Annotated in this window: 18 protein-coding genes and 1 pseudogene; 12 read left to right on the top strand and 7 right to left on the bottom strand. The window is 72.0% G+C overall.

Going from position 1 to position 21,977, the window contains the following annotated elements; translation table 11 throughout:
- A pseudogene (locus ACYU7H_RS00480) lies at nucleotides 1-1,776 on the bottom strand (M14 family zinc carboxypeptidase).
- Between the two features lie 110 nt (nucleotides 1,777-1,886).
- Between ACYU7H_RS00480 and ACYU7H_RS00475 the strand changes: the two are divergent.
- Nucleotides 1,887-2,492 carry a rhomboid family intramembrane serine protease gene (locus ACYU7H_RS00475; RefSeq protein ID WP_460811602.1) on the top strand — a complete coding sequence of 202 codons (606 nt, stop codon included), beginning with the start codon at nucleotides 1,887-1,889 and terminating at the stop codon, nucleotides 2,490-2,492.
- Here ACYU7H_RS00475 and ACYU7H_RS00470 read toward each other — a convergent pair.
- Entirely contained in the window at nucleotides 2,425-2,997 is a 573-nt protein-coding gene (locus ACYU7H_RS00470; protein WP_460811601.1) for a hypothetical protein, read from the bottom strand. The two genes, ACYU7H_RS00475 and ACYU7H_RS00470, sit on opposite strands and share 68 nt — an antisense overlap.
- Here ACYU7H_RS00470 and ACYU7H_RS00465 point away from each other — a divergent pair.
- The 5 genes from ACYU7H_RS00465 (at nucleotide 2,951) to cfa (ending at nucleotide 6,392) form a co-directional block, all read left to right on the top strand.
- Complete coding sequence (locus tag ACYU7H_RS00465) at nucleotides 2,951-3,289, top strand: hypothetical protein (protein ID WP_460811599.1); 339 nt, start codon at nucleotides 2,951-2,953, stop codon at nucleotides 3,287-3,289. The two genes, ACYU7H_RS00470 and ACYU7H_RS00465, sit on opposite strands and share 47 nt — an antisense overlap.
- Before the next feature lie 35 nt (nucleotides 3,290-3,324).
- Nucleotides 3,325-3,618 carry a GNAT family N-acetyltransferase gene (locus tag ACYU7H_RS00460; protein WP_460811598.1) on the top strand — a complete coding sequence of 98 codons (294 nt, stop codon included), beginning with the start codon at nucleotides 3,325-3,327 and terminating at the stop codon, nucleotides 3,616-3,618.
- 316 nt (nucleotides 3,619-3,934) lie between these two features.
- On the top strand, nucleotides 3,935-4,144 hold the full coding sequence (locus ACYU7H_RS00455) for a cold-shock protein (RefSeq protein WP_460811596.1): 210 nt from the start codon (nucleotides 3,935-3,937) through the stop codon (nucleotides 4,142-4,144).
- Between the two features lie 148 nt (nucleotides 4,145-4,292).
- Nucleotides 4,293-5,165 carry a DUF3298 and DUF4163 domain-containing protein gene (locus ACYU7H_RS00450; RefSeq protein WP_460811595.1) on the top strand — a complete coding sequence of 291 codons (873 nt, stop codon included), beginning with the start codon at nucleotides 4,293-4,295 and terminating at the stop codon, nucleotides 5,163-5,165.
- 63 nt (nucleotides 5,166-5,228) lie between these two features.
- A complete protein-coding gene (gene cfa, locus ACYU7H_RS00445) occupies nucleotides 5,229-6,392 on the top strand; it encodes a cyclopropane fatty acyl phospholipid synthase (RefSeq protein ID WP_460811594.1) in 1,164 nt (387 codons plus the stop codon).
- Here cfa and ACYU7H_RS00440 read toward each other — a convergent pair.
- On the bottom strand, nucleotides 6,389-7,597 hold the full coding sequence (locus tag ACYU7H_RS00440) for an App1 family protein (protein ID WP_460811592.1): 1,209 nt from the start codon (nucleotides 7,595-7,597) through the stop codon (nucleotides 6,389-6,391). The two genes, cfa and ACYU7H_RS00440, sit on opposite strands and share 4 nt — an antisense overlap.
- Nucleotides 7,598-7,767: 170 nt before the next feature.
- Between ACYU7H_RS00440 and ACYU7H_RS00435 the strand changes: the two genes are divergently transcribed.
- Nucleotides 7,768-12,153, top strand: a complete 4,386-nt coding sequence (locus ACYU7H_RS00435) for a DEAD/DEAH box helicase (protein WP_460811590.1) — start codon at nucleotides 7,768-7,770, stop codon at nucleotides 12,151-12,153.
- A 55-nt stretch (nucleotides 12,154-12,208) separates the two neighbouring features.
- On the opposite strand, the gene ACYU7H_RS00430 is transcribed toward ACYU7H_RS00435, so the two are convergent.
- Nucleotides 12,209-14,446 carry a M3 family metallopeptidase gene (locus ACYU7H_RS00430; protein WP_460813012.1) on the bottom strand — a complete coding sequence of 746 codons (2,238 nt, stop codon included), beginning with the start codon at nucleotides 14,444-14,446 and terminating at the stop codon, nucleotides 12,209-12,211.
- 212 nt (nucleotides 14,447-14,658) lie between these two features.
- Between ACYU7H_RS00430 and ACYU7H_RS00425 the strand changes: the two genes are divergently transcribed.
- The gene (locus tag ACYU7H_RS00425; protein ID WP_460811588.1) at nucleotides 14,659-15,084 is read left to right on the top strand and encodes a CBS domain-containing protein; all 426 of its coding nucleotides are present in this window, start codon (nucleotides 14,659-14,661) and stop codon (nucleotides 15,082-15,084) included.
- A gap of 3 nt (nucleotides 15,085-15,087) precedes the next feature.
- Nucleotides 15,088-15,591: a glutathione peroxidase gene (locus ACYU7H_RS00420; RefSeq protein WP_460811587.1), complete on the top strand. Its 504-nt coding sequence runs from the start codon at nucleotides 15,088-15,090 to the stop codon at nucleotides 15,589-15,591.
- A gap of 57 nt (nucleotides 15,592-15,648) precedes the next feature.
- Here ACYU7H_RS00420 and ACYU7H_RS00415 read toward each other — a convergent pair whose 3' ends face one another.
- A complete protein-coding gene (locus ACYU7H_RS00415) occupies nucleotides 15,649-16,455 on the bottom strand; it encodes a ferredoxin--NADP reductase (protein ID WP_460811585.1) in 807 nt (268 codons plus the stop codon).
- A 311-nt stretch (nucleotides 16,456-16,766) separates the two neighbouring features.
- Between ACYU7H_RS00415 and ACYU7H_RS00410 the strand changes: the two genes are divergently transcribed.
- Nucleotides 16,767-17,951, top strand: a complete 1,185-nt coding sequence (locus tag ACYU7H_RS00410) for a BaiN/RdsA family NAD(P)/FAD-dependent oxidoreductase (RefSeq protein WP_460811584.1) — start codon at nucleotides 16,767-16,769, stop codon at nucleotides 17,949-17,951.
- Nucleotides 17,952-18,121: 170 nt separating this feature from the next.
- On the opposite strand, the gene ACYU7H_RS00405 is transcribed toward ACYU7H_RS00410, so the two are convergent.
- On the bottom strand, nucleotides 18,122-19,498 hold the full coding sequence (locus ACYU7H_RS00405) for a M28 family metallopeptidase (RefSeq protein ID WP_460811582.1): 1,377 nt from the start codon (nucleotides 19,496-19,498) through the stop codon (nucleotides 18,122-18,124).
- Nucleotides 19,499-19,583: 85 nt separating this feature from the next.
- On the opposite strand from ACYU7H_RS00405, the gene ACYU7H_RS00400 reads away from it, so the two are divergent.
- Both ACYU7H_RS00400 and ACYU7H_RS00395 read left to right on the top strand, forming a co-directional pair.
- The gene (locus ACYU7H_RS00400; protein WP_460811580.1) at nucleotides 19,584-20,354 is read left to right on the top strand and encodes an NAD kinase; all 771 of its coding nucleotides are present in this window, start codon (nucleotides 19,584-19,586) and stop codon (nucleotides 20,352-20,354) included.
- A gap of 58 nt (nucleotides 20,355-20,412) precedes the next feature.
- Nucleotides 20,413-21,360, top strand: a complete 948-nt coding sequence (locus tag ACYU7H_RS00395; protein ID WP_460811579.1) for a 5'-nucleotidase — start codon at nucleotides 20,413-20,415, stop codon at nucleotides 21,358-21,360.
- 12 nt (nucleotides 21,361-21,372) lie between these two features.
- Here the strand turns inward: ACYU7H_RS00395 and ACYU7H_RS00390 are convergent, their stop codons facing one another.
- Nucleotides 21,373-21,942 (bottom strand): DUF2939 domain-containing protein, encoded by a 570-nt coding sequence (locus tag ACYU7H_RS00390; protein ID WP_460811578.1) that lies wholly within the window; start codon nucleotides 21,940-21,942, stop codon nucleotides 21,373-21,375.
- Nucleotides 21,943-21,977: the final 35 nt, after the last annotated feature.

The raw sequence follows: 21,977 nt of genomic DNA, 5'->3' as shown, positions 1-21,977 counted from the left end.
TCAGTCCGGCACCGTCGCGGTGCGCAGGACGGGATACAGGTGCAGTCGCTCGTCCCATGACGGGTGCCTGCGATAGAAGAAGTCGAGCCTTGCCGCGGGATCGGCGGCGAACGCCGGATCCTCGCGCAGGCGCCGCTCGAAGGTCGCCCTGAGCGCCGGGTCCGCCGCGAGCATCTCCCGCGCCACCTGCTCGGCGACGTAGGCCTCCATGTATTCCTTGCGCTCGAAGTGGTTGTTGAACATCCCCCACGCGGCCATCGAGTCCGGCGCGCGCGGTTCGAGGAGCGCCATGACCAGGCGCGCCTTGGGCTGCGCGATCGGCACGAACAGCCCGCCCGCGCCGACCGCACGCGCTTCCGGGGCCCATTCGCCCTGGACCGTGGCGCGCTGGCGGCCTTCGAACGGGGTGGCCGCGAACGTGACCTCGCTGGCACGGAAGGCCGATATGCCGGCGCCGTCCAGCGGAGCGCCCAGCGGCCGGAACGCGATGCCGTGCACCGCGAGCACGTCGCCGACCGGGCCGGAGAGGGCGGCCGGCACGAGGTAGCCGCCGCGCGGGGCGTCCACGGTCAACGCCGGTTCGATGTCGTCGCACAGCGGAACATGCCAGGTGCGCGGCGTGCGCTCGTCGTAGCGGGTCATCGACGCGCCGGAGACGTCGGACGGCGTCCGGGTCCACGCGTAGCCCTTGAACGCGATCGTTTCGCAGGCGTCACCCACGCGGTAGTCGAGCGCCACGGGCGCCCCGGCCAGGGCGCTCGCCCGGCGATCCGCGGCCGAGGCCACCGCCCGCCAGGCATTCCCGTGTTCGGCCACCTGTTCGACGACGGCCACGATCGTGTTGCGCGTCGCCGCCACGCGCTCCGGGTACGGCTTCCACGAATGCGTCTCGACCAGCATCCCGAGCCGGTTCCGCACCGACGCGTAGCCATGCGAGAAGCGGGGCGACGACACCCCGTCGCGGAATCCGGAATCCGGGTTGTCGTGCTCGACGAACGAGGGATAGAAGGGCAGGGGCATCGAGCCCGCGGCTTCGAGCCGGGCGATCGTGCCGTCGCGCAACGCCCGGCCGACCTCGGCCAGGGCCGGGTCGCCATCGGCGAACGGCTGCACCTGGATCGAGATGTCGTGCTCGAACTGCGCCCCGTTGGTCGCGTGCAGGTCGACGTAGGCAAGCGGATCCCACGCGTCGAACAGGCCGAGCAGGGCGCGCATCTCCGGCGCGTCCGCCTTGGCGTAGTCGCGGTTGAGGTTGAGGTTGCGCGCGGTCGTGCGCCAGCCCATCTCCCGCGGACCGCGCTGGTTGGGCCGGTTTCATGCGCCGAAGCGCTCGTGTCCGTCGACGTTGAGCACCGGCACGAAGACAACGACCTGCCGCTCGAGCGCCCCGGGCGCCACTTCGCCCTCGAGCAGTTCGCGCAGGGCCAGGAAGCCGGCGTCCTTGCCGTCGATCTCGCCCGCGTGGATCCCCCCTTGCACCAGCACGACCGGCAGCCCGCGCGCACGCGCGGCCGCCGGATCGAGCACGCCGCTGCGCGAGGCGACCAGCGCGTGCATCGGCCGGCCTTCCGGTGTCTGGCCGAAGGTTGCGCAGCGAACCGCGTCGGGCCAGCGCGAGGCGAACGCCGCGCACAGGCGGCCGACCTCGTCGTAGCGGCCGGTTTCCTCGAACCCGGTGCGTTCGGCGTGCGTCACCAGGTCCGCGGCGGTCGCGGCGGCGGCCGGCGACACGGGCGCAAGCGCGGCCAGGGAGGCGAGGAGGACGGTTCGGATCATGTTCGTCGGAATCGCGGCCGGGGCGGCGGACGAGCATAGCGGAGGCGCCACGGACTTCCGCGCCCGGGCGCCGGTCGATACGCTGGCCGGCCTTCCATCCGGACGCGCGCATGTCGATCACGCTCCTGGTCATCCTCGCCACGGTCGGCTTGTCGTGGCTCGCGTTCGAGCGCCCGCGCCTGCTCGACCGGCTCCTGCTCTGGCCGCCGGCGATCCGCCGGAACCACCAGTACGACCGCTTCGTCACCCATGGCTTCGTGCACGCCGACTGGCAGCACCTGCTGTTCAACATGGTCACGCTGTACTTCTTCGGGCGGCTGGTCGAACAGCTGTTCACCCCCTACCTGGGGTCGATCGGCTTCCTGCTCTTCTACCTGTCGGCGATCGTGGTGGCGATGCTCCCGAGCTGGCTGCGCCACCGCAACGACGCGAACTACCGGAGCCTGGGGGCGTCCGGGGCGGTGTCGGCCGTGCTCTTCGTCTACATCCTCGCGTCGCCGTGGTCGCTGATCTTCGTGTTCTTCCTGCCGGTGCCCGCGATCCTCTACGCGGTCGCCTACGTCGGCTACAGCATGTGGGCGGATCGCCGCGGCGGCGACAACATCAACCACAGCGCGCACCTGGCCGGTGCGGCGTACGGCGTGCTGTTCACCCTGCTGATGGAGCCGAGGGCGGCCGCCGGCTTCCTCGAGAAGCTGATGTCGCCCTCGTTCTGAGCGCCGTCGCCGTCGCGGCGATCACCGGATCTGAATGTCCGGGCTGGTATCGACGGCGCCATCGGCCGCACCGCGGCCCGGACCGTGGAGACGACGGGATGGCGATGAAGCGCGCAAGCAGCACGAAGGCGAAGAAGGCGGCGAAGAAGACCTCCGGGCGGTCGGCGACTTCGAAGGCTCCGGCGAAGAAGACGGCGTCGAAGAAGCCTGCGGCGAAGAAGCCAGCAGCGAAGAAGACCGCGTCAAGGAAGTCAGCCTCAAAGAAGACAGCGTCAAAGAAGACGGCGTCGAAGAAGACCGCGACGAAAAAGCCTGCAACGAAGAAGACCGCAGCGAAGAAGACGGCATCGAAGGCTTCAGCCAGGAAGGCGGTGACCGGGAAGGCGGCGGCGAAGCAGGCACCGGCGCGGAAGGTCGCCACGAAGAAGGCCGCCGCGGGAAAGGCGCGGACCCCAGCCGTGCGGGTCGGGAAGTCGCCGGCGAAGAAGACGACGAGGGCGGCCAAGTCGACGGCAGGCAAGGCCGCCGGCAAGGGCGGGTCGAAGCGCATCACCGCATCGAAGGCGCTGGCGAACACGCGCCGCCTGCTCGAGGCCAAGCGGGCCCATGATCGCCAGCCCCAGCCATGGGAGCAGTTCGACGCCGCGCACGCGCACGGGCCCGCGCCGGGCTACCAGTCCGGGGAGGCCGCGGCGAAGGCGCGCGAGCTGCACGACGCCGAGAGCCGCCTGCCTGCCATCGAGGGCAGCGTCTCGACCACCGACCGACGGAACCAGGCCAAGCGCGACGGCCGCTGACCCCGGATAGACCACCAAGCCACAGGAGCCGCAGGATGCCGGAGACCCCCGAGCTGGACATCACCCACCACCCCGTCCCGGGCCGCTTCCTCGTCGAGGTGGACGGGTTCCAGGGCCACTTGGACTACGAGGTGGCGGGCGATCGGCTGCGGATCACCCACACCCGCGTGCCCGGGGAAATCGGCGGCCGCGGCATCGGCGGGGCGCTGGTCCGCGCCGCGGTCGAGCACGCCGGGCGCGAGGGACTGCAGGTCGAGGCGACCTGTTCGTTCGCGGAGGCGTGGCTCCGCGAGCACGGTGGGACCGGCGGCGCGGTCGGCGGCCGATGAGCCGCCGCGTGGCGCCCGGGGCGCCGGGCGGGGGATCGCGCGGGCGGCCGGGGAATGCGGTCCGGCTGAACGGCGGGCCGGGCTAGGCGGCGCTTCTCCGGGCGGGGGTCGCACTTCCCTCCGGATTTCGGGTATGTTAGGCGCACTGTTCATGCCGGGATCACGGTACATCGTGGCTCCGATGCGGTAGATCCGACCGATCCGCTACATCGCTTCTCGCGTCATTACCCCTTGCTCGACAGTCCGGTACGCCTTCCCGAGGACGGCGACCGTGCAAATCAACAACCCGCTAAGAAATGTTCCAAGGAGTAAAGAGATGTCGGATCGTCAGACCGGTACCGTCAAGTGGTTCAACGACGCCAAGGGCTTCGGCTTCATCACCCCGGAGTCCGGCCCGGACCTGTTCGTGCACTTCCGTTCCATCCAGGGCACCGGCTTCAAGTCGCTGCAGGAAGGCCAGAAGGTGACCTTCAAGGTCGTGCAGGGCCAGAAGGGCCTGCAGGCCGACGAGGTCCAGGCTGTCTAAGCCACGCGACACCGTCACAAGGAAGAACCCGGCTCCGGCCGGGTTTTTTCTTGCCCGCGGTCCGGGGACGGCGGCGCGGCGGCGTCCATCCGGGCATCACGCCGGCGCATTTAGCGTTGCGGGCATTTCCGAAGGACCGGAGACAGCCATGTCCCTCCCACTCCACCCACATGCGGCAGCGATACGCGCGACGTTCCGGCGCTGCGTGCAGGCGGCGGTCCCGCTTGCATTCCTCCTCGCCGCCGCCTGCGGGCGGGACGCGCCGCCGGCGGACACCCCCGCCGGGCAGCCCCGCGAGGCGGCCACGTCGCCGGCAGGCGAGGGCACGAATGCCCCCGTGAGCCTCGAGGACGTGGTCGAGCGCGATCCCGGCTACATCATCGGCATCACGTATCCGTCCGTGGCCAACGCCCATCCCGGACTGGCCCGCGCGCTCAAGGCCTATGCCGACGCGGCGCGGGCCGAACTCATGGCGGCCGTCGAGGCTCGGCCCGCGGATGCCGTCGGCCCGTACGACCTCTCGCTGTCCTTCACCGAGCTCGAGGCGACGCCGCGCATCGTCGCCGTCGCGGTGGATGGCAGCAGTTACCTCGGCGGCGCGCACGGCAAGGCGCTGGTCGAGCGGTTCGTCTGGCTCCCCGAGCGCAACGCGATGCTGGTGGCATCGGAACTCTTCGCCGGCGCGGACGCCTGGGCCGCGGTGTCGGAACAGACGCGCGAGCGCCTGCACACGCGCCTGGCGCAGGAGGCCGACGACGCCGGGCTGGAGGGCGAGGCGCGCGCCGAGTTCCTGCGCACGCGCGCACGCATGCTCGAGGATGGCACCACGCCGGAGCCCGGGAACTTCGACATCCTCGAACCCGTGCTCGACGGCGAAGGCCGGATCACCGCGCTGCGCTTCGTGTTCCCGCCCTACCAGGTCGCGCCGTATGCCGCGGGCACCCAGATCGTGGAAGTGCCGGCGGCGACCCTCCTGCCCCACGTGGCGGCCGACTACCGGGCGCTGTTCGCCGGCGGGTGACGCGCACCGCGCGCGACGACGCACTATGCTGGTCCCGGGCATCCCGCGCGGGATGGCACGTCGATGGACCAGATCGCGGACTTCCGGCCGCCGGGCGGCCTGGGCCCCGCCGGGCGACGCGTCGCCGCGTTGCTCGACGCCGCCGGCGTGCGCGTCGACGGCCCGCGGCCCTGGGACATCCAGGTCCACGACCCGCGCTTGTACCGGCGCGTCCTGGCGCAGGGGTCGCTGGGCCTGGGGGATGCATACATCGACGGCTGGTGGGACGCCGCGTCGCTCGACGGATTCCTGTTCCGGCTGCTCGAGGCGCGCGTCGACGAGCGCGTGCGCGGCGTGGTCGCGCTGCTCGACGGCCTGCGCGCACGCCTGGTGAACCTGCAGGCGGTCCGCCGCGCCTTCGAGGTCGGCGAGCGGCACTACGACTTGGGCAATGACCTCTACGAGGCGATGCTCGGCCGCCGCATGGTCTACAGCTGCGGCTACTGGGCACGCGCGCCAGACCTGGACGCCGCGCAGGAGGCGAAGCTCGACCTGTGCTGCAGGAAGCTGGGCCTTCGCCCCGGCATGCGGCTGCTCGACATCGGCTGCGGCTGGGGCGAGATGCTCCGTTTCGCCGCCCGCCGGTACGGTGTCGAAGGCGTCGGCGTGACCATCTCCCGCGAGCAGGCCGCGTATGCCCGCGCGCGTTGCGAGGGGCTGCCGGTCGAGATCCGGCTCCAGGACTACCGGGCGCTCTCGGAGCCCTTCGACCGGATCGTCTCGATCGGGATGTTCGAGCACGTCGGCGTGCGCAACTACGCGCGCTTCTTCGACGTCGTCCGCCGCTGCCTGCGTGACGATGCGGGCACGGGCGGGGGGCTGGCGCTGCTGCACACGATCGGCGCGAGTCGCTCGCGCCGCCGCACCGATCCCTGGATCGCGCGGCACGTGTTCCCGAACTCGATGCTGCCTTCGGCCGCGCAGCTCACGCGGGCGCTTGAAGGCCGGTTCGTGGTCGAGGACTGGCACAACTTCGGCAGCGACTACGACCTCACGCTCCGGGCGTGGCGGGACAACATCGAGGCCGCCTGGCCGCGCCTGCCCCCGCGCTACGACGTGCGGTTCCGCCGCATGTGGCGGTTCTACCTCGCCGGTTCGATGGCGACCTTCCGCGCCCGGCGGAACCAGCTCTGGCAGCTCGTGCTCTCGCCGCGCGGCGTGCCCGGCGGCTACGTGGCCGCGCGCTAGGCGCCCGTGGCGGTGGTCGCACCCTCGACGGCGGCCTCGGCCAGCGCCGGCCGGGCCTTGTCGCGGGCGACCTCGCGCGCCACGCCCGCGATCGCCCCGCGCTCGACGAGGCCGAGCCCGGCCGCGTGCTCGGCCATCGCCAAGCTGTCGCGCGAGCGCAGCATCGGCACCGACGTGCCCGCGACGCGTTCGATGTGGGCGTCGACGCCGCGGTCGAGCGCGGAATCGACGCCCGGGTCCACGTCGCGGATGTAGATCGCGAGGATCCGGTCGGGGTGGGCGAGCGCGGCCTCGGCGTAGAGTTCCGCGTCGGCCTGGCCCGAGTCGCCCGCGAGGACCCACGACAGGTGGGGATAGCGCTCGATCAGCGCGATCGCGCGCTCGAGCTTGTGGCCGTGGCCCGTGCTCTTGAGGAACTTGGTCTCGTCGAGCCCGATGTCGCGAAGGAAGATCGGGCCGCACGGGATGGCATTGAGTTCGATGAAGTCGTCCAGCAGGTCGTACAGGTTCCAGGGCGAGCTGGACACGTAGAAGACCGGATGGCGCCGATGGCCCTCGCGCGCCTGCGCGCCCGCCTGCAGTGCCTGGTAGAAGGCGGCGACGCCATCGAGCGGCTTGCGGGTGCGCGCGTTGTGCAGGAACGTCAGTTGCGCGGCGGTCTTCCAGTCCACGATCGAGCTGTGCAGGATCGTGTCGTCGATGTCGGAGATGACGCCGAAGCGCGCGTCCGGCGCGACCTGCAGGACCGGCTGCGGGAAGGTCAGCGTGCGATCCTCGAGCGAGACCGTCGCGTTGTCCCACAGCAGCGGCCCGGGCGCGCCGGTGCCGTCGAGGTGCGCGGCGTAGTAGCCCTCGTCGTCCGAGCGGACCGAGGCCTGCACGCCATGGAAGGCGACCCGGAGGGGCACGCCGGGCAGTTCGCGGCTGGCGAACCGCCGGTAGGTGGAGAGCAGGTTCTCCCACCACGCGTCGTCCTCTTCGGGACCACCCCGCGGCGTGTCGGCGAGCACCCGGCCGAACAGCTCCACGCCACGTGCATCGCCATGGCCGCGGTAGGCGGCGATGTGGCGTGGCTGGTCGCGGCCGAGGCGCGCATCCAGGCGGCGCCAGGCGGCGTCGACGGTGTCCTCGATCTCGACGGCGGTGCCGTGGAGGCGCCGGCGGAGCGCGTGCGGCCAGGCGGTCGGGGCGGCGTCTTCGATCACCCGCCGCACTGTGGTCCGGACCGGGCCAAGGCGCCGTGAGCGTCGCAGTCCGCAAGACCGTGGTATCGCACGGTGTGCCGATGCCCGCCCCGTTCCGCCTGTCGTTGTCGAGCCTGCCGCCCGGGCGCGGTGTTCAGGTGCCCGGACGGGGCGGGGCGGATAATCGCGCGATGCCCGCGCCGTTCCCCGCCCTCGAAGGCTTCCATCCGGCGGTGGCCGGGTGGTTCTCCGAGACGTTTCCCGCGCCCACCGACGCACAGGCGGCGGCCTGGCCGCGCATCGCCTCCGGCCGCCACGTGCTCGTGGCCGCACCCACCGGGTCGGGCAAGACGCTGACGGCGTTCCTGGCGGCGATCGATTCGCTGGTGCGCCTCGGCGTGGACGGCGCGCTTCCCGACGCGACCCGCATCGTCTACGTGTCGCCGCTCAAGGCGCTGTCCAACGACATCCACCTCAACCTCGAGGCCCCGCTGGCCGGGATCCGCGAGCACCTCGCGCGGCGGGGCCTGCCGGACGTCGAGATCCGCACGGCCGTCCGCACCGGCGACACGCCCCAGGCCGAACGCGCGGCGCTGCGGCGCCGGCCGCCGCACATCCTGGTCACGACGCCCGAATCGCTTTACGTGCTGCTCGGTTCCGAATCCGGCCGCGCGATGCTCGGCGGCACGCGCACGGTGATCGTCGACGAGATCCACGCGATGGTCTCGGGCAAGCGCGGCAGCCACCTCGCGCTGAGCCTGGCGCGGCTCGAGGCGCTGTGCGGCCGCAGGCTGGCGCGCATCGGGCTGTCGGCGACCCAGAAGCCGGTCGAGGACGTCGCGCGTTTCCTGGTCGGTGCGGGCAACCTCGTCGAAGGGCAGGGCGACGACGGGCTGCCGCGACCGGACTGCGACATCGTGGACGTGGGGCATTGCCGACCGCGCGACCTGGCCCTCGGGCTGCCCCCCGCGCCGCTGCAGGCCGTGATGTCGGGCGAGCAGTGGGCGACGGTGCATGCGCGCCTGGCCGAACTGGTGCGCGCGCATCGCACGACGCTGGTCTTCGTCAACACGCGCCGGATGGCCGAGCGGACCGCGCGGCACCTCGCCGAACTGCTCGGGCACGAGCGGGTCGCCGCGCACCACGGCAGCCTGTCCCGCGAATCGCGCCTGGATGCCGAGCAGCGCCTCAAATCCGGGCAGCTGCAGGTCCTGGTGGCGACGGCGTCGCTCGAGCTGGGCATCGACATCGGCGACGTGGACCTCGCCTGCCAGGTCGGCTCGCCGCGTTCGATCGCCGCGTTCCTCCAGCGGGTGGGGCGGTCCGGGCACCACGTCGGCGGTGTGCCGAAGGGACGTCTGTTCCCCACGTCGCGGGACGACCTGGTCGAATGCACGGCGCTGCTGGACTGCGTCCGGCGCGGCGAACTCGACGCCCTGCGAATGCCGCCGGCGCCGCTGGACGTGCTGGCGCAGCAGGTCATCGCGGAAGTCGCTTCGCGCGAATGGGAGGAGGACGCGCTGTTCGACGTGTTGCGGCGCGCCTGGCCCTACGCAGCGCTGGCGCGCAAGGACTTCGACGCCGTCGTCGCGATGCTGGCCGAGGGCTTCGCGAGCCGCCGTGGCACGCGCGCCGGACTCTTGCACCGCGATGCGGTGAACGGCCGGCTGCGGGGCCGGCGTGCCGCCCGCATGGTGGCGGTGACGTCCGGCGGCACCATCCCGGAAACCGGCGACTACACCGTCCTCCTCGAGCCGCAGTCGGTGACCATCGGCACCGTCAACGAGGATTTCGCCATCGAGAGCATCGCCGGCGACATCTTCCAGCTCGGCAACGCCAGCTACCGGGTCCTCAAGGTCGAGGCGGGCCGGGTGCGCGTGGAGGATGCGCAGGGCCAGCCGCCCAACATCCCGTTCTGGCTGGGCGAGGCGCCCGGGCGCACCGATGAACTCTCGATCGGCGTCTCGCGGCTGCGGGACACCGTGGAGGCGCTGCTGCGCGGCGCGGAGGGTGACACCGGGCCGGCGGTGGCGTGGCTGGTGGGCGACGTCGGGATCCACGAGGACGCCGCGCGGCAGGTCGTCGACTACCTGGCCAGCCAACTCGCGGCGTTCGGCATGCTGCCCACGCGGGGGCGCATCGCCATGGAGCGTTTCTTCGACGAGTCGGGCGGCACCCAGTTGCTGGTCCACAGCCCGTTCGGCAGCCGCGTCAACCGTGCCTGGGGCCTGGCGCTGCGCAAGCGGTTCTGCCGCAAGTTCAACTTCGAACTGCAGGCCGCGGCCACCGAGGACGCGATCGTGCTGTCGCTGTCGACCAGCCACAGCTTCCCGCTCATCGAGGTCGCCGGCTACCTGCATTCGTCCAGCGCCGAGCACGTCCTCGTGCAGGCGCTGCTGGACGCGCCGATGTTCGCCGCGCGTTGGCGCTGGAACGCGACCAACGCGCTCGCCCTGCCCAGGTTCTCCGGCGGCAGGAAGGTCGCGCCGCAACTGCAGCGCATGCGGTCGGAGGACCTGCTCGCGACGGTGTTCCCGGACCAGGTCGCGTGCCTGGAGAACGTCGTCGGCGAGCGCGAGGTCCCCGACCACCCGCTGGTCGCCCAGACGCTGCACGACTGCCTGCACGAGGCGATGGACGTGGATGGGTGGCTCGCGCTGCTGCGGGGCCTGGAATCCGGCGGCATCGAGATCGTCGCGCGCGACCTGACGGCGCCGTCGCCGTTCGCGGCCGAAGCGCTCGGCGCACGGCCGTACGCGTTCCTGGACGATGCGCCGCTCGAGGAGCGGCGCACCCAGGCGGTCGCCACGCGCAGGCCCGGCGTGGACACCGGCGACCTGGGCCGCCTCGATCCGGAGGTCGTGCGCGACGTCGGCGCGCAGGCCTGGCCGCAGGCGCGGGATGCCGACGAGATGCACGAGGCGCTGATGGGGCTGGGCATGGTGACGGTGGCCGAGGCGGACCAGGAGGGTCACTGGCCCGGGCTGCTTGCGTCCCTGGCGCGCGAGGGACGCGCGACCTGCGTCGCGCCGCCGGCCGGCGATCCGACGCGCGCGATGCCGCTGTGGTGTGCGACCGAGCGTTGGCCGGAGGTGCGGGCACTGTGCCCCGGCGCGTCCTGCGAGCCCCCGGTACGCGTGCCGGCCGCGTTCGAGACGCCGTGGTCGCGCGGGGATGCGCTGGCGGAACTGTTCCGGGCACGGCTGTCCGGCCTGGGCGCGGTCACCGCGGATCGCCTGTCCGCGCCGTTCGGCGTCGCGGACGACGAAGTCGCGATGGCGCTGGCGCGGCTGGAAGGCGAGGGCTACGCGATGCGCGGCCGCTATTCGGGTGCCGCGCAGGCCCCGGACGCGGCGGAGGAGTGGTGCGAACGCCACCTGCTCGCGCGCATCCACCGCCAGACGCTGGGCCGGCTGCGTCGCGAAATCGCCCCGGTGTCACCGCGCACGTTCATGCGTTTCCTGTGCGACTGGCAACGGGTCTCGCCCGGTACGCGCGCCGGTGGCCCCGAGGCACTCGCCGGCGTGCTGGCGCAGCTCGAGGGGTTCGAGGCGGCGGCGGGCACCTGGGAGTCGGCGCTGTTGCCGGCCCGCCTCGCGGACTATTCCTTCCCCTGGCTGGACGAACTATGCGCCGCCGGCCGCATCGCTTGGGCCCGGCTGCGCGAGGCGCCGGCCGAAGGCAAGGGCGGCAACGCGCTGCGGTCGACGCCGCTCGTGCTGGCGCCGCGGCGCGACCTCGCCCGGTGGGCGCGGCTGGCCGCGGGTGATGCGACACAGGCGCCGCTGCTGTCGTCGCGGGCGGAAAAGGTCGCCGGGGCGCTGCGCGCGCACGGCGCGTCCTTCTTCGACGACCTGCTCGTGGACACGCACCTGCTGCGCACCGAACTGGAGGACGCGCTCGGCGAACTGGTCGCCCGGGGCGTGGCGTCCTGCGACAGCTTCGCGGGCCTGCGCGCCCTCATGGTGCCCGCCGCGCGCAGGCGCCCCGGGCACCGGCAACGGCAGCGCGCGATGCTGGGCGGGATCGAGGATGCCGGCCGCTGGACGCTTGCGCGCGGGGGGCGGGAGGCATCGACCGATGCCGACGTGGAGCATGCCGCGCGCGTGTTGCTGCGGCGCTATGGCGTGGTGAGCTGGCGGTTGCTGGAGCGCGAGGCGCCCTGGCTGCCGCGGTGGCGCGCGCTGGCCGCGGTCTACCGTCGGCTGGAGGCGCGGGGCGAGATCCGCGGCGGCCGGTTCGTGGACGGTCTCGCGGGCGAGCAGTTCGCATTGCCGGAGGCGGTCGGCCTGCTGCGCGACGTGCGCAAGCGCGACGCGGACGGCGCGATCGTGGTGGTCGCCGCCTCGGACCCGTTGAACCTGGCGGGCCTGCTGGTCGGCGGCAGCCGCGTGGCGCGCCAGCCGGGTGCGAAGGTCGCCTGGCGGGACGGCATCGCCGTCGGCTGGCGCGTGGGCGGGGAGGTCGTGTTCGATCCGTCGCTCGAGGCGGCGGGACGGCCCGCCGTGCGCGCCGCCCTCGTGCAGGGCGGGGCGCGGTCCGCCTTGTCCGCGCCGGCCCCCGTGCCCGCAGTCTGACGGCAAAAAAAAGACCGCCCGGTCTCCCGGGCGGTCCGTCGTGCACGGCGGGCGGTCAGTCCGAAGTACCGGGCTCGGTGGCCTCGGCGCCCGAAGGCGGCGCGCTGTCGTCAGCGTCGGGGGCGGAATCCAGTCCGCGCCGTGCCAGCAGCGGTTCGATCCTCGGCTCCGCGCCGGTGAAGTCGCGGAACAGCTGCAGCGCATCCTTGCTGCCGCCCTGCGACAGCAGCGTGGCGCGGAAGCGATCGCCGTTCGCCGTGGTCAGGCCACCGTTGTCCTCGATCCATGCCACGGTGTTCGCGTCGAGCACCTCGGACCAGATGTAGGCGTAGTAGCCGGCCGAGTAGCCGCCCATGATGTGGCTGAAGTACGGGATGCGGTATCGCGGCGGCACCGGCGCGTAGTCCAGGCCGATCTTCTCCAGCGTCGCCGCCTCGAAGTCGACGATCTGGTTGGCCGCCGGCAGCGAGGCGGTCGGCTGCTGGTGCAGCGCCTGGTCGATCATCGCCGCAGCCAGGTACTCGGTGGTCGCGAAGCCCTGGTTGAACTGGGCGGCGGCGACGACCTTGTCGAGCAGCGCCTGCGGCATCGGCTCGCCGGTCTCGTGGTGCTTGGCATAGTTGGCCAGCACGCTCGGCCAGTCGGCCCACATCTCGTTGACCTGGCTGGGGAACTCCACGAAGTCGCGCGGCACGCTGGTGCCGGAGAACATCGGGTACTTCACGTCCGAGAACATGCCGTGCAGGGCGTGGCCGAACTCGTGGAACATCGTCGTCACCTCGTCCCAGGTGAGCAGCGTCGGCTCGCCTTCGGACGGCTTGGGGATGTTCTGGTGGTTGGTCACGACCGGCAGGGTGCCCATCAGGTCGCTCTGCGAGACGTAGGAGTTCATCCACGCGCCGCCGCGCTTCGAATCGCGCGCGTACGGGTCGAAGATGAAGATCGCCAGCTGGCTTCCGTCCTTGTCGAACACGTCGTAGGTCCACGTGTCCGGGTGGTACTTCGGCAGGTCGGTGCGCTCCTTGAAGGAGATCCCGTACAGCTGGTTGGCGGCATGGAACACGCCGTTCTCCAGCACGTTGCGCATCTCCAGGTACGGCTTGAGCTCGGACTCGTCGAAGTCGTAGCGGTCCTGGCGGACCTTCTCGGCGTAGTAGGCCCAGTCCCACGGTGCGAGCTGGAAGCTCGGCTCGCCCTTGGCGGCCTGCTCCTTGTCGATCATCGCCTGCAGCGCGGCACCCTCGCGGCGCGCGTTCGCGACTGCGGCCGGCGCCAGCTTGCCCAGCATCGCGTTGACCGCCTCGGGCGTCTTCGCGGTCTCGTCGTCCAGCACGTACTCGGCGTGGTTGTCGTAGCCGAGCATGCGCGCGCGCTCGTCGCGCAGCGCCAGCACGCGGGCCACGATGCCGGTGTTGTCGAACTCGTTGCCGCGGCTGCCGCGCGCGACCGAGGCCTCGTGGATCTGCTGGCGCAGCGCGCGGTCGTGCAGGTAGGTGTTCGGCGGCTGGCCGGTGGTGTTCTGCAGTGCGATCACGTACTTGCCGTCCATGCCGCGCGCCTTGGCGGCTTCGGCGGCGGCGGTGACCTGCTCGTCGGAGAGGCCGGCCAGGCGCGTGCGGTCCTCGACCACGATCGCGGAGGCGTTCACTTCCTTCAGCACGTTCTGGCTGAACTGCGTGCCGAGCGTCGCCAGCTCGCCGTTGATCTCGCGCAGGCGGGCCTTCTGCGTCTCGTCCAGGCGGGCGCCGGCGCGGACGAAGTTGGTGTGGTACCGCTCGACCAGGCGGACGCCCTCGGCGTCCAGGCCCAGGCTGTTGCGGTTCTGGTGCAGGGTGTCGATGCGCGCGAACAGGGCGGGGTTCAGCGTGATCGCATCGCTGTGCGCGGACAGCTTCGGCGCATATTCGGCCTGCAGGGCCTGGCGCGTGTCGTTGGTGTCGGTGCCGATCAGGTTGAAGAACACCGTGGCGACGCGGTCGAGGATCTCGCCGGACTTCTCCAGCGCCAGGATCGTGTTCTCGAAGCTCGCCGGCTCGGGGTTGTTCGCGATCGCTTCGACTTCCTCGAGGTGGTCGGCCATGCCGCGGTCGAAGGCCGGCCCGAAGTGGCTGTCCTCGATCCGGTCGAAATGCGGGTACTTCAGCGGCAGGGTGCTTTCGGCGTAGAAGGGATTGGACATGGCGCTCACGTCGTTGGCGTCGGCGGACTCGGCCACGGGCGCGTCGTCGGCGCGCGGGGCGGTGGCGCAGCCTGCCAGCGTCAGCGCGATGGCGACGGCCAGGGTCCTGGCGATCGGGTGGTTCATGTCGAGGCGTCCTCGTCGGGCGGAACACCGGAGCCTACCGTATCCCCGCGGCGCGGTGCCCATGACCAATGGCCCGGTCGCGACCGATGGGAGGGGGCCGGGTTCGTCCGGATTCGCCCGGCCCACCGGGATTCACCCGGATCAAACCCTTGGGACGGCACCCTGAGCCGCTCCCCCCCGATTCAAAGAGGACGACCGCCATGGACCTGCGCTCGGTGATGACCGCCAACCCCGCATGCTGCACCCAGGGCACGACCCTGCAGGAGGCCGCGAGGCTGATGAAGGACAACGACTGCGGCCAGATCCCGGTCATCGACGGCGCGCGCCAGCCCCTGGGCGTGATCACCGACCGGGACATCGCGATCCGCGCGGTCGCCGGCGGCTGCGATCCGTCCTCGGCGACGGTGGGCGATTACATGACCTCGCCGGTGGCGACGGTGCCCGAGGACTGCAGCCTCGAGGAGGCGTGCAACGTGATGGAGCAGCACAAGATCCGCCGCGTGCTGGTGGTCGACTCGCGCGGCGGCGTGGCCGGCATCGTGGCGCAGGCCGACGTGGCGCGCAGCGGCAAGGACGCGCAGACCGCCGAGGTCGTCAAGGAAGTGTCGGAACCCGGGAAGCACTGACCGATGGCCGACCGGGACACCGCCCGCACCGCCTTCGATTTCGTCGCCGACGACATCGAGGGCCGGCCGCGGCCGCTCGACGACTTCCGCGGCCAGGTGCTGCTGGTCGTCAACGTCGCCTCGCGGTGCGGGTTCACGCCGCAGTACGAGGGCCTCGAGCAGTTGTGGCGCCAGCACCGGGAGGAAGGCTTCGCGGTGCTGGGCTTCCCGTGCGACCAGTTCGGCCACCAGGAGCCGGGCGACGAGGCCGAGATCGCCAGTTTCTGCAAGCTGAACTACGACGTCGGGTTCCCGATGTTCGCCAAGGTCGAGGTCAACGGCGACGGCGCGCATCCGTTCTGGCGCTGGCTCAAGGACCAGAAGCCCGGCCTGCTCGGAAGCGAGGCGATCAAGTGGAACTTCACCAAGTTCCTGGTCGGCCGCGACGGCCGCGTGCTGTCGCGGCATGCGCCGACGACGAAGCCCGAAGCGCTCGAAGAGGACGTCCGGGCCGCCCTCGGGCACTGACCCCCGGGTGGGCACCTGCGGTGAACCCCGACCGGCATCGGGCGGGAACCCGGGCGCTCACTTCTCGACGAAGGCGCGCTCGAACACGTACTCGCCGGGCGTGCCGATGCGCGGCGCGGCGGTGAATCCGCGACCCTCCAGCAGCGCGCGGAAGTCGGACAGCATGGCCGGGCTGCCGCACAGCATCGCCCGGTCACGGGCGGGGTCGACGGGATCCAGGCCGAGGTCGCTGGCCATCTGTCCACTCGCCATCAGGTCGGTCAGCCGCCCGCGATGGCGGCGCCCGTCCTCGACATGGTCTTCCCGCGTGACCGCCGGGTAGTACAGCAGCCGGTCGCGCACCAGGTCGCCGAGCAGGTCGTGCGAGGCGAGCGCGCGGATCTGGTCGCGGTACGCGAGGTCGCGGGCATGGCGCACGCCGTGGCACACGACCACGCGCTCGAAGCGGTCGTAGGTCTCCGGGTCGCGGATGATCGACAGCCAGGGCGCCAGGCCCGTGCCGGTGCCGAGCAGGTAGAGGTTGCGCCCGGGGTGCAGGTCGTGGACCAGCAGCGTGCCGGTCGGCTTGCGCCCGACCAGCACCGGGTCGCCGGGGCGCACGTGCCGCAGGCGCGAGGTCAGCGGCCCGTCCGGCACCTTGATGCTGAAGAACTCCAGCTGCTCCTCCCAGCTCGCGCTCGCGATCGAATAGGCGCGCAGCAACGGTCGCGCCGTGCCATCCGCCTGTTCGACGGGCAGGCCGATCATCACGAACTGGCCGCTGGCGAAGCGCAGGCCGGGGTCGCGCGTGGTGGTGAAGCTGAAGTAGTCGTCCGTCCAGTGGCGGACGTCGAGCACGGTTTCGGTGCCGAAGGCGGCGGACATGGCGGGGCGGGGGAAGTCGGGGGAGGCCACGCGGCGGGTGCGTTGCCGGGCGCGCAAATGATAACGAATCGCACTGGGGCGAACCATCGGCGCACCCTCCAAAGCCCCCATCGTCCCGCTACCCGTCCTCCCAAGCGCCCCTGTCGTCCCGAGCGCCCCTGTCGTCCCGAGCGAAGCGAGGGACCTGCTCTTGTTCCCGGCCGCCCGCGCCGATCGAGGCAAAAGCAGGTCCCTCGCTGCGCTCGAGACGACAGGTGACAATGCACGCTTCGTGATGGAAGGCCGCGGTGCGCGGCGGAGGGGCACCGCGGGTGCGGATCGACGTGGACGTGCTGGTCATCGGTGGCGGTGCCGCCGGCCTGATGTGCGCGCTGGTGGCGGGTGGCCGCGGCCGTCGCGCCATGGTCGTCGAGCACGCCGAGCGCGTCGGCAAGAAGATCCTCATGTCCGGCGGCGGGCGGTGCAACTTCACCAACACCGGCGCGGGCCCCGGCAACTTCCTGTCCGCGAACCCGCATTTCTGCAAGTCGGCGCTGGCGCGCTACACGCCGTGGCACTTCATCGAGATGGTGGAGCGGCACGGGATCGCCTACCACGAGAAGGAACTCGGCCAGCTGTTCTGCGACGACAGTTCGAAGCAGATCGTGGCGATGCTGCTGGACGAATGCGCCACCGCCGGCGTGCGCGTGGAGACGCGCTGCCTGGTGGAATCGGTGGAGCACGCGGAGGACGGCCGGTTCGCGGTGCGGACGTCCGCGGGACGCGTGCATGCAGAACGGCTGGTGGTCGCCAGCGGCGGGCTGTCGATCCCGCGCATGGGCGCGACCGGGTTCGGCCACGACCTCGCGCGACGCTTCGGCCACGCGGTGCTGCCGCTGCGCGCGGGACTGGTGCCGCTGACCCTGAGCGGCACGCACCTGGAACGCATCGACGGGCTGAGCGGGATCGCGTTGCCCGTGGAAGCCCGCGCCGACGGCGCGGCCTTCGCCCACGACATGCTGCTGACGCATCGCGGGCTCAGCGGTCCGGCGATCCTGCAGGTGTCGAACTACTGGGAGCCGGGCGAGGCGCTCGCGATCGACCTGCTGCCCGGCCGGGACCCGGCGTCGGACCTGCGGGCCCTGCAACGGTCCCGCCCTGACGCGGCATTGCGCACCGTGCTGTCGGAGTGGCTGCCCAAGCGTTTCGCCCAGCGGCTGTGCGAGCACTGGCTGTCGGACCGACCGCTGAAACAGTTCACGCCACGCGAAATGGACGAGGTCGCCGCCGTGCTCGCGGCCTGGCCGGTCACCGCCAGCGGCACCGAGGGCTACCGGACCGCGGAGGTCACCCTAGGCGGCGTGGACACGCGCGAGCTGTCGTCATCGACGATGGAATCCACGCGCGTGCCGGGCCTGTACTTCATCGGCGAGGTGGTGGACGTCACCGGCTGGCTCGGCGGCTACAACTTCCAGTGGGCCTGGGCCTCCGGCCACGCCTGCGGCCAGGCCGTCTGAGGCACCGCCCGCGTCTTGGTGCGCACCCTCCGTAGGCGCGCGCCTACGCGCGCGATTGGATCCGGCGCCACGGAAGCTGGATTCCGGCCTGCGCCGGAATGACGGCCACGGGGCGGCAGGTTGCGTGGCACGCCGTTCGGGCCTGTAGAGGCGCTTCTACGGGGCGCGGGTCAGTAGCCGCCGAAGCTGCCGGCGGCGCCGGGGAACACGACCGGGCTCTCGGTGCCGTCCTTCGCCACCGCGGCCACGCCGAAGAAGTAGTTGTCGATGACCACGTTCTCCAGCGTGTGCTCGGTGACGTCGCCGACGTAGACGCTGCGCGTCCACTGCGGCTCGGTCGTGAGCCGCCAGTAGACCCGGTAGCCGGCGAGGTTCGGCGCCTGCGAGGCCGGCGGCCGCGACCACTTCAGCGTCGTGTCCGGGCTGACCGCGCCCTCGATCGTGACGTCCGCGGGCGGCGGCGGCGCCCACGCCATGCCGGCCAGGCTCACGGCGTTGAGCGCGGTCAGCTTCGCCGCATAGTCGAAGTCCACGCCCCCGATCGTGTCGCCGTAGGCGCGCCCGTCCTCGGTGCGCAGGTCCTGGTGCTGGCGGTCGTAGTGCTCGTTGGTCTCCATGATCCGGACCGCCGGCCAGCCGACGTCGTTGAAGGGGCGGTGGTGGCCGCCGCGGCCGAAGCGGTCCAGCCGGTAGACCATCATCGTGTCCAGGTTCGGCACGTAGGCGTCGGCCATGCGGTCGATGTAGCGCGCGAGGTTGCGGCTGGGCGAATCGACCTCGCCGCCGGTGAAGCGCCGCGCCCGCGCCTCGTCGGGCGTTTCGGTCACGCGCGTGCCCTCGGAGAAGACGCGGGCGGTGGTGTTGTCCACCACGCCGTTGATGCCGGCGATGTTGCCGATCATGTCGTTGTTGAGCACGGCCTCGATGCGCCAGCCGGCGGCCTTCGCTTCCTCCGCGAGGATCTTGCCGCCGAACAGGCCCTGTTCCTCGCCGGCGAGCGCGGCATAGACGATCGTGCCGGGGAACCGGTACTTCGTGAGCACGCGGGCTGCCTCCAGGGCGCCGGCCACGCCCGAGGCGTTGTCGTTCGCGCCCGGCGAGTCCGAGGTGGCGTCCATCACGTCGCTCACGCGCGAGTCGATGTCGCCGCTCATCAGCACGTGCCGGCCGGGGTCCGCGGTGCCGCGCTGGATCGCGATGACGCTCACCACCTCGACGGGGTCCGGGATGCGCTCTTCCCCGGACACGACCGCCCGCGAGTAGCGCACCTCCAGGCAGCCGCCGCAGGCGGCCGAGATCCGCTCGAACTCGGCGAAGATCCAGCGCCGGGCCGCGCCGATGCCGCGCGTGTCCGATTCCGTCTCCGAGGCCGTGTGGCGCGTGCCGAACGCGACCAGCCGGCGGATGTCCGCCTCGATCCGCTCGGCCGAGGGCGCGGTCGCGATCGCATGCAGTTCCGGCTTGGAGGCGGGCGGGACCGCGGACTGCGCGAGGGCGACGCCGGACAGGCAGGCGAGGGCGGCAAGGGCGGGCAGGATGCGCGGCACGGCGGGCCTCCGGGGCGAAAGGCAGCAGTATGCACACCGGGGCGCGCGTTATCCTCCCGCTGCCGACGCCCGAGGATCCGACCGGATGGAGAAGACGCCGCGCATCGCTTTCCTGGCCAGCCCCGCCGATGGCGCGCGCCAGTCGTTGGACGCGCTCGCGAAGCGGCATGGCCAGCATGCGCCCGAGGACGCGGACGTCCTCGTCGCGCTCGGCGGCGACGGCTTCATGCTGCAGACGCTGCACCGGCATGGCGCGCTGGGCAAGCCGGTCTACGGCATGAAGCATGGCGGCGTCGGCTTCCTCATGAACCAGCACAGCGAAGAGACGCTCGTGGAACGCCTGCACTCGGCCGAACCGGCGATCCTGCGGCCGCTGGAGATGGTGGCGATGGGCGAATCCGGCGCGAGCACCGGATCGCTGGCCTACAACGAGGTGTCGCTGCTGCGCCAGACGCGCCAGGCCGCGCACCTGTCGATCGAGCTCAACGGCAAGCCGCGGCTGGACGAACTGATCGCGGACGGCGTGATGGTCGCCACCCCCGCCGGCAGCACCGCCTACAACTACTCCGCCCACGGGCCGATCCTGCCGCTGGGCTCGAGCGTGATCGCCTTGACCCCGATCGCCCCGTTCCGCCCCCGCCGCTGGCGCGGCGCGCTGCTGCGCGCGGACACGGAAGTGAAGTTCCGCGTGCTCGACCCGTACAAGCGGCCGGTGAGCGCGACGGCGGACTCCCATGAAGTCCGCGACGTCGTGGAAGTCACCATCCGGGAGTCCCGCGAGCGGACCGTCACGCTGCTCTTCGACCCCGAGCACAACCTCGAGGAGCGGATCCTCAGCGAGCAGTTCGTTGCCTGAGGCGCGGCCCGGCGCCGGTGTCTCGACCCGTGCGACCCGCGCGGCCGATACTGTCGCCATGCCCGGTGCCGCGCCCACGTCCATCCACGCCGCCGACCCGGTCGATCCGCTGGTCGTCGCGATCTCCTCGCGCGCGCTGTTCGACATGGAGGACAGCCACGCCCTGTTCGAACGCGAGGGCCTGGCGGCCTACGCCGCCTTCCAGCGCGACCACGAGGAGGACCTGCTGGCACCCGGCGTCGCGTTCCCCCTGGTGCGCAAGCTGCTGGCGCTCAACGACGGCGCGCCCACGGGCCCGGACGGCGAACCGGCGCCGCGGGTCGAGGTGATCCTGATCTCGCGCAACTCGGCCGACACCGGGCTTCGCATCTTCAATTCGATCCAGCACCACGGGCTCGGCATCCGCCGCGCGGCCTTCTCCAACGGCGCGGCGCCGTACCCGTACATCCGGCCGTTCGGCGCCGACCTGTTCCTGTCCACGCATGCCGAGGATGTCGGCAACGCGCTGGCGGCGGGCGTCGCCGCGGCCGCGATCCTGCCGGCGGCCGCGCGCCAGTCGCGGCACGACCAGCTGCGCATCGCCTTCGACGGCGACGCGGTGCTGTTCGGCGACGAGTCCGAGCGCGTGTCGCGCACCGAGGGCCTGGCCGCGTTCGCGCGCAACGAGCGGGCGAGGGCGCGCGAGCCGCTATCCGGCGGCCCGTTCCGCGGGTTCCTGGATGCCCTGCAGCGCCTGCAGTCGGCGTTCCCGCCCGGCGAGGACGCGCCGATCCGCACCGCGCTGGTCACGGCGCGCTCGGCGCCGGCGCACGAACGCGTCATCCGCACCCTGCGCGAGTGGGGCGTGCGGCTGGACGAGGCGCTGTTCCTGGGCGGTGCGCCGAAGGGCCCCTTCCTGGAGGCCTTCGGCGCGGACATCTTCTTCGACGATTCCGAGCACAACATCGTGTCGGCCCGCGACCTGGTCGCGGCCGGCCACGTGCCGCACGGGGTGGCGAACGAGTAGCGGCGGGCCACGTCAGGGCGCGGGCGCGTCCCCGAGGGGCAGCCGGATGTCGGTCAGGCGCCAGTCCAGCCCCTGCCGCGTCAGCACGAAGGTGAGCGGGCGACCGTCCTCGTCGAGCACGGTGGCGGTGACGCGGGAAGGCGACTCGATGCGGTACTCGGGGTCGCGCAGTGCGCGCTCGCGCGGCGCCGCCGGCGCACCCGTGCGGGGCGCGACGTCGGGCCCCGCGACGCCCTCGTCCACCGTGTCCCAGACCTTGCGGCCCTCCATCACCGCCGCCAGGCCCATCGGCGTGACCATCGCGTCGACCGCCGCGTCCACGGCCATGCCGCCCACGCGCAGCGCGAACGCGCCGAACAGCCCGGACTGCATGCGCGGGCCCGCCTTGCGCACCATGTGGTCGTTGAGCTGCGCCTTCAGGCTGGCGCGCACGGCCGGGAAGTCGACTTCGCGCGACAGGGCCGCCGCGTCCTTCGCTTCCACCGCGTCGCGGATGGCATTGACCGTGAGGAACGGGCCGGCGGCGATCCAGCCGGCGAGGGCGACGACCACGACGAGCAGGAGGGCGGCCAGCTTCTTCATTCGGTGCTTCCGTGTTGCGGGCGGGCAGGTAGGCC

This window comes from Luteimonas pelagia, from assembly GCF_054776035.1.
This window is presented reverse-complemented; position numbering and strand designations above follow the sequence as displayed.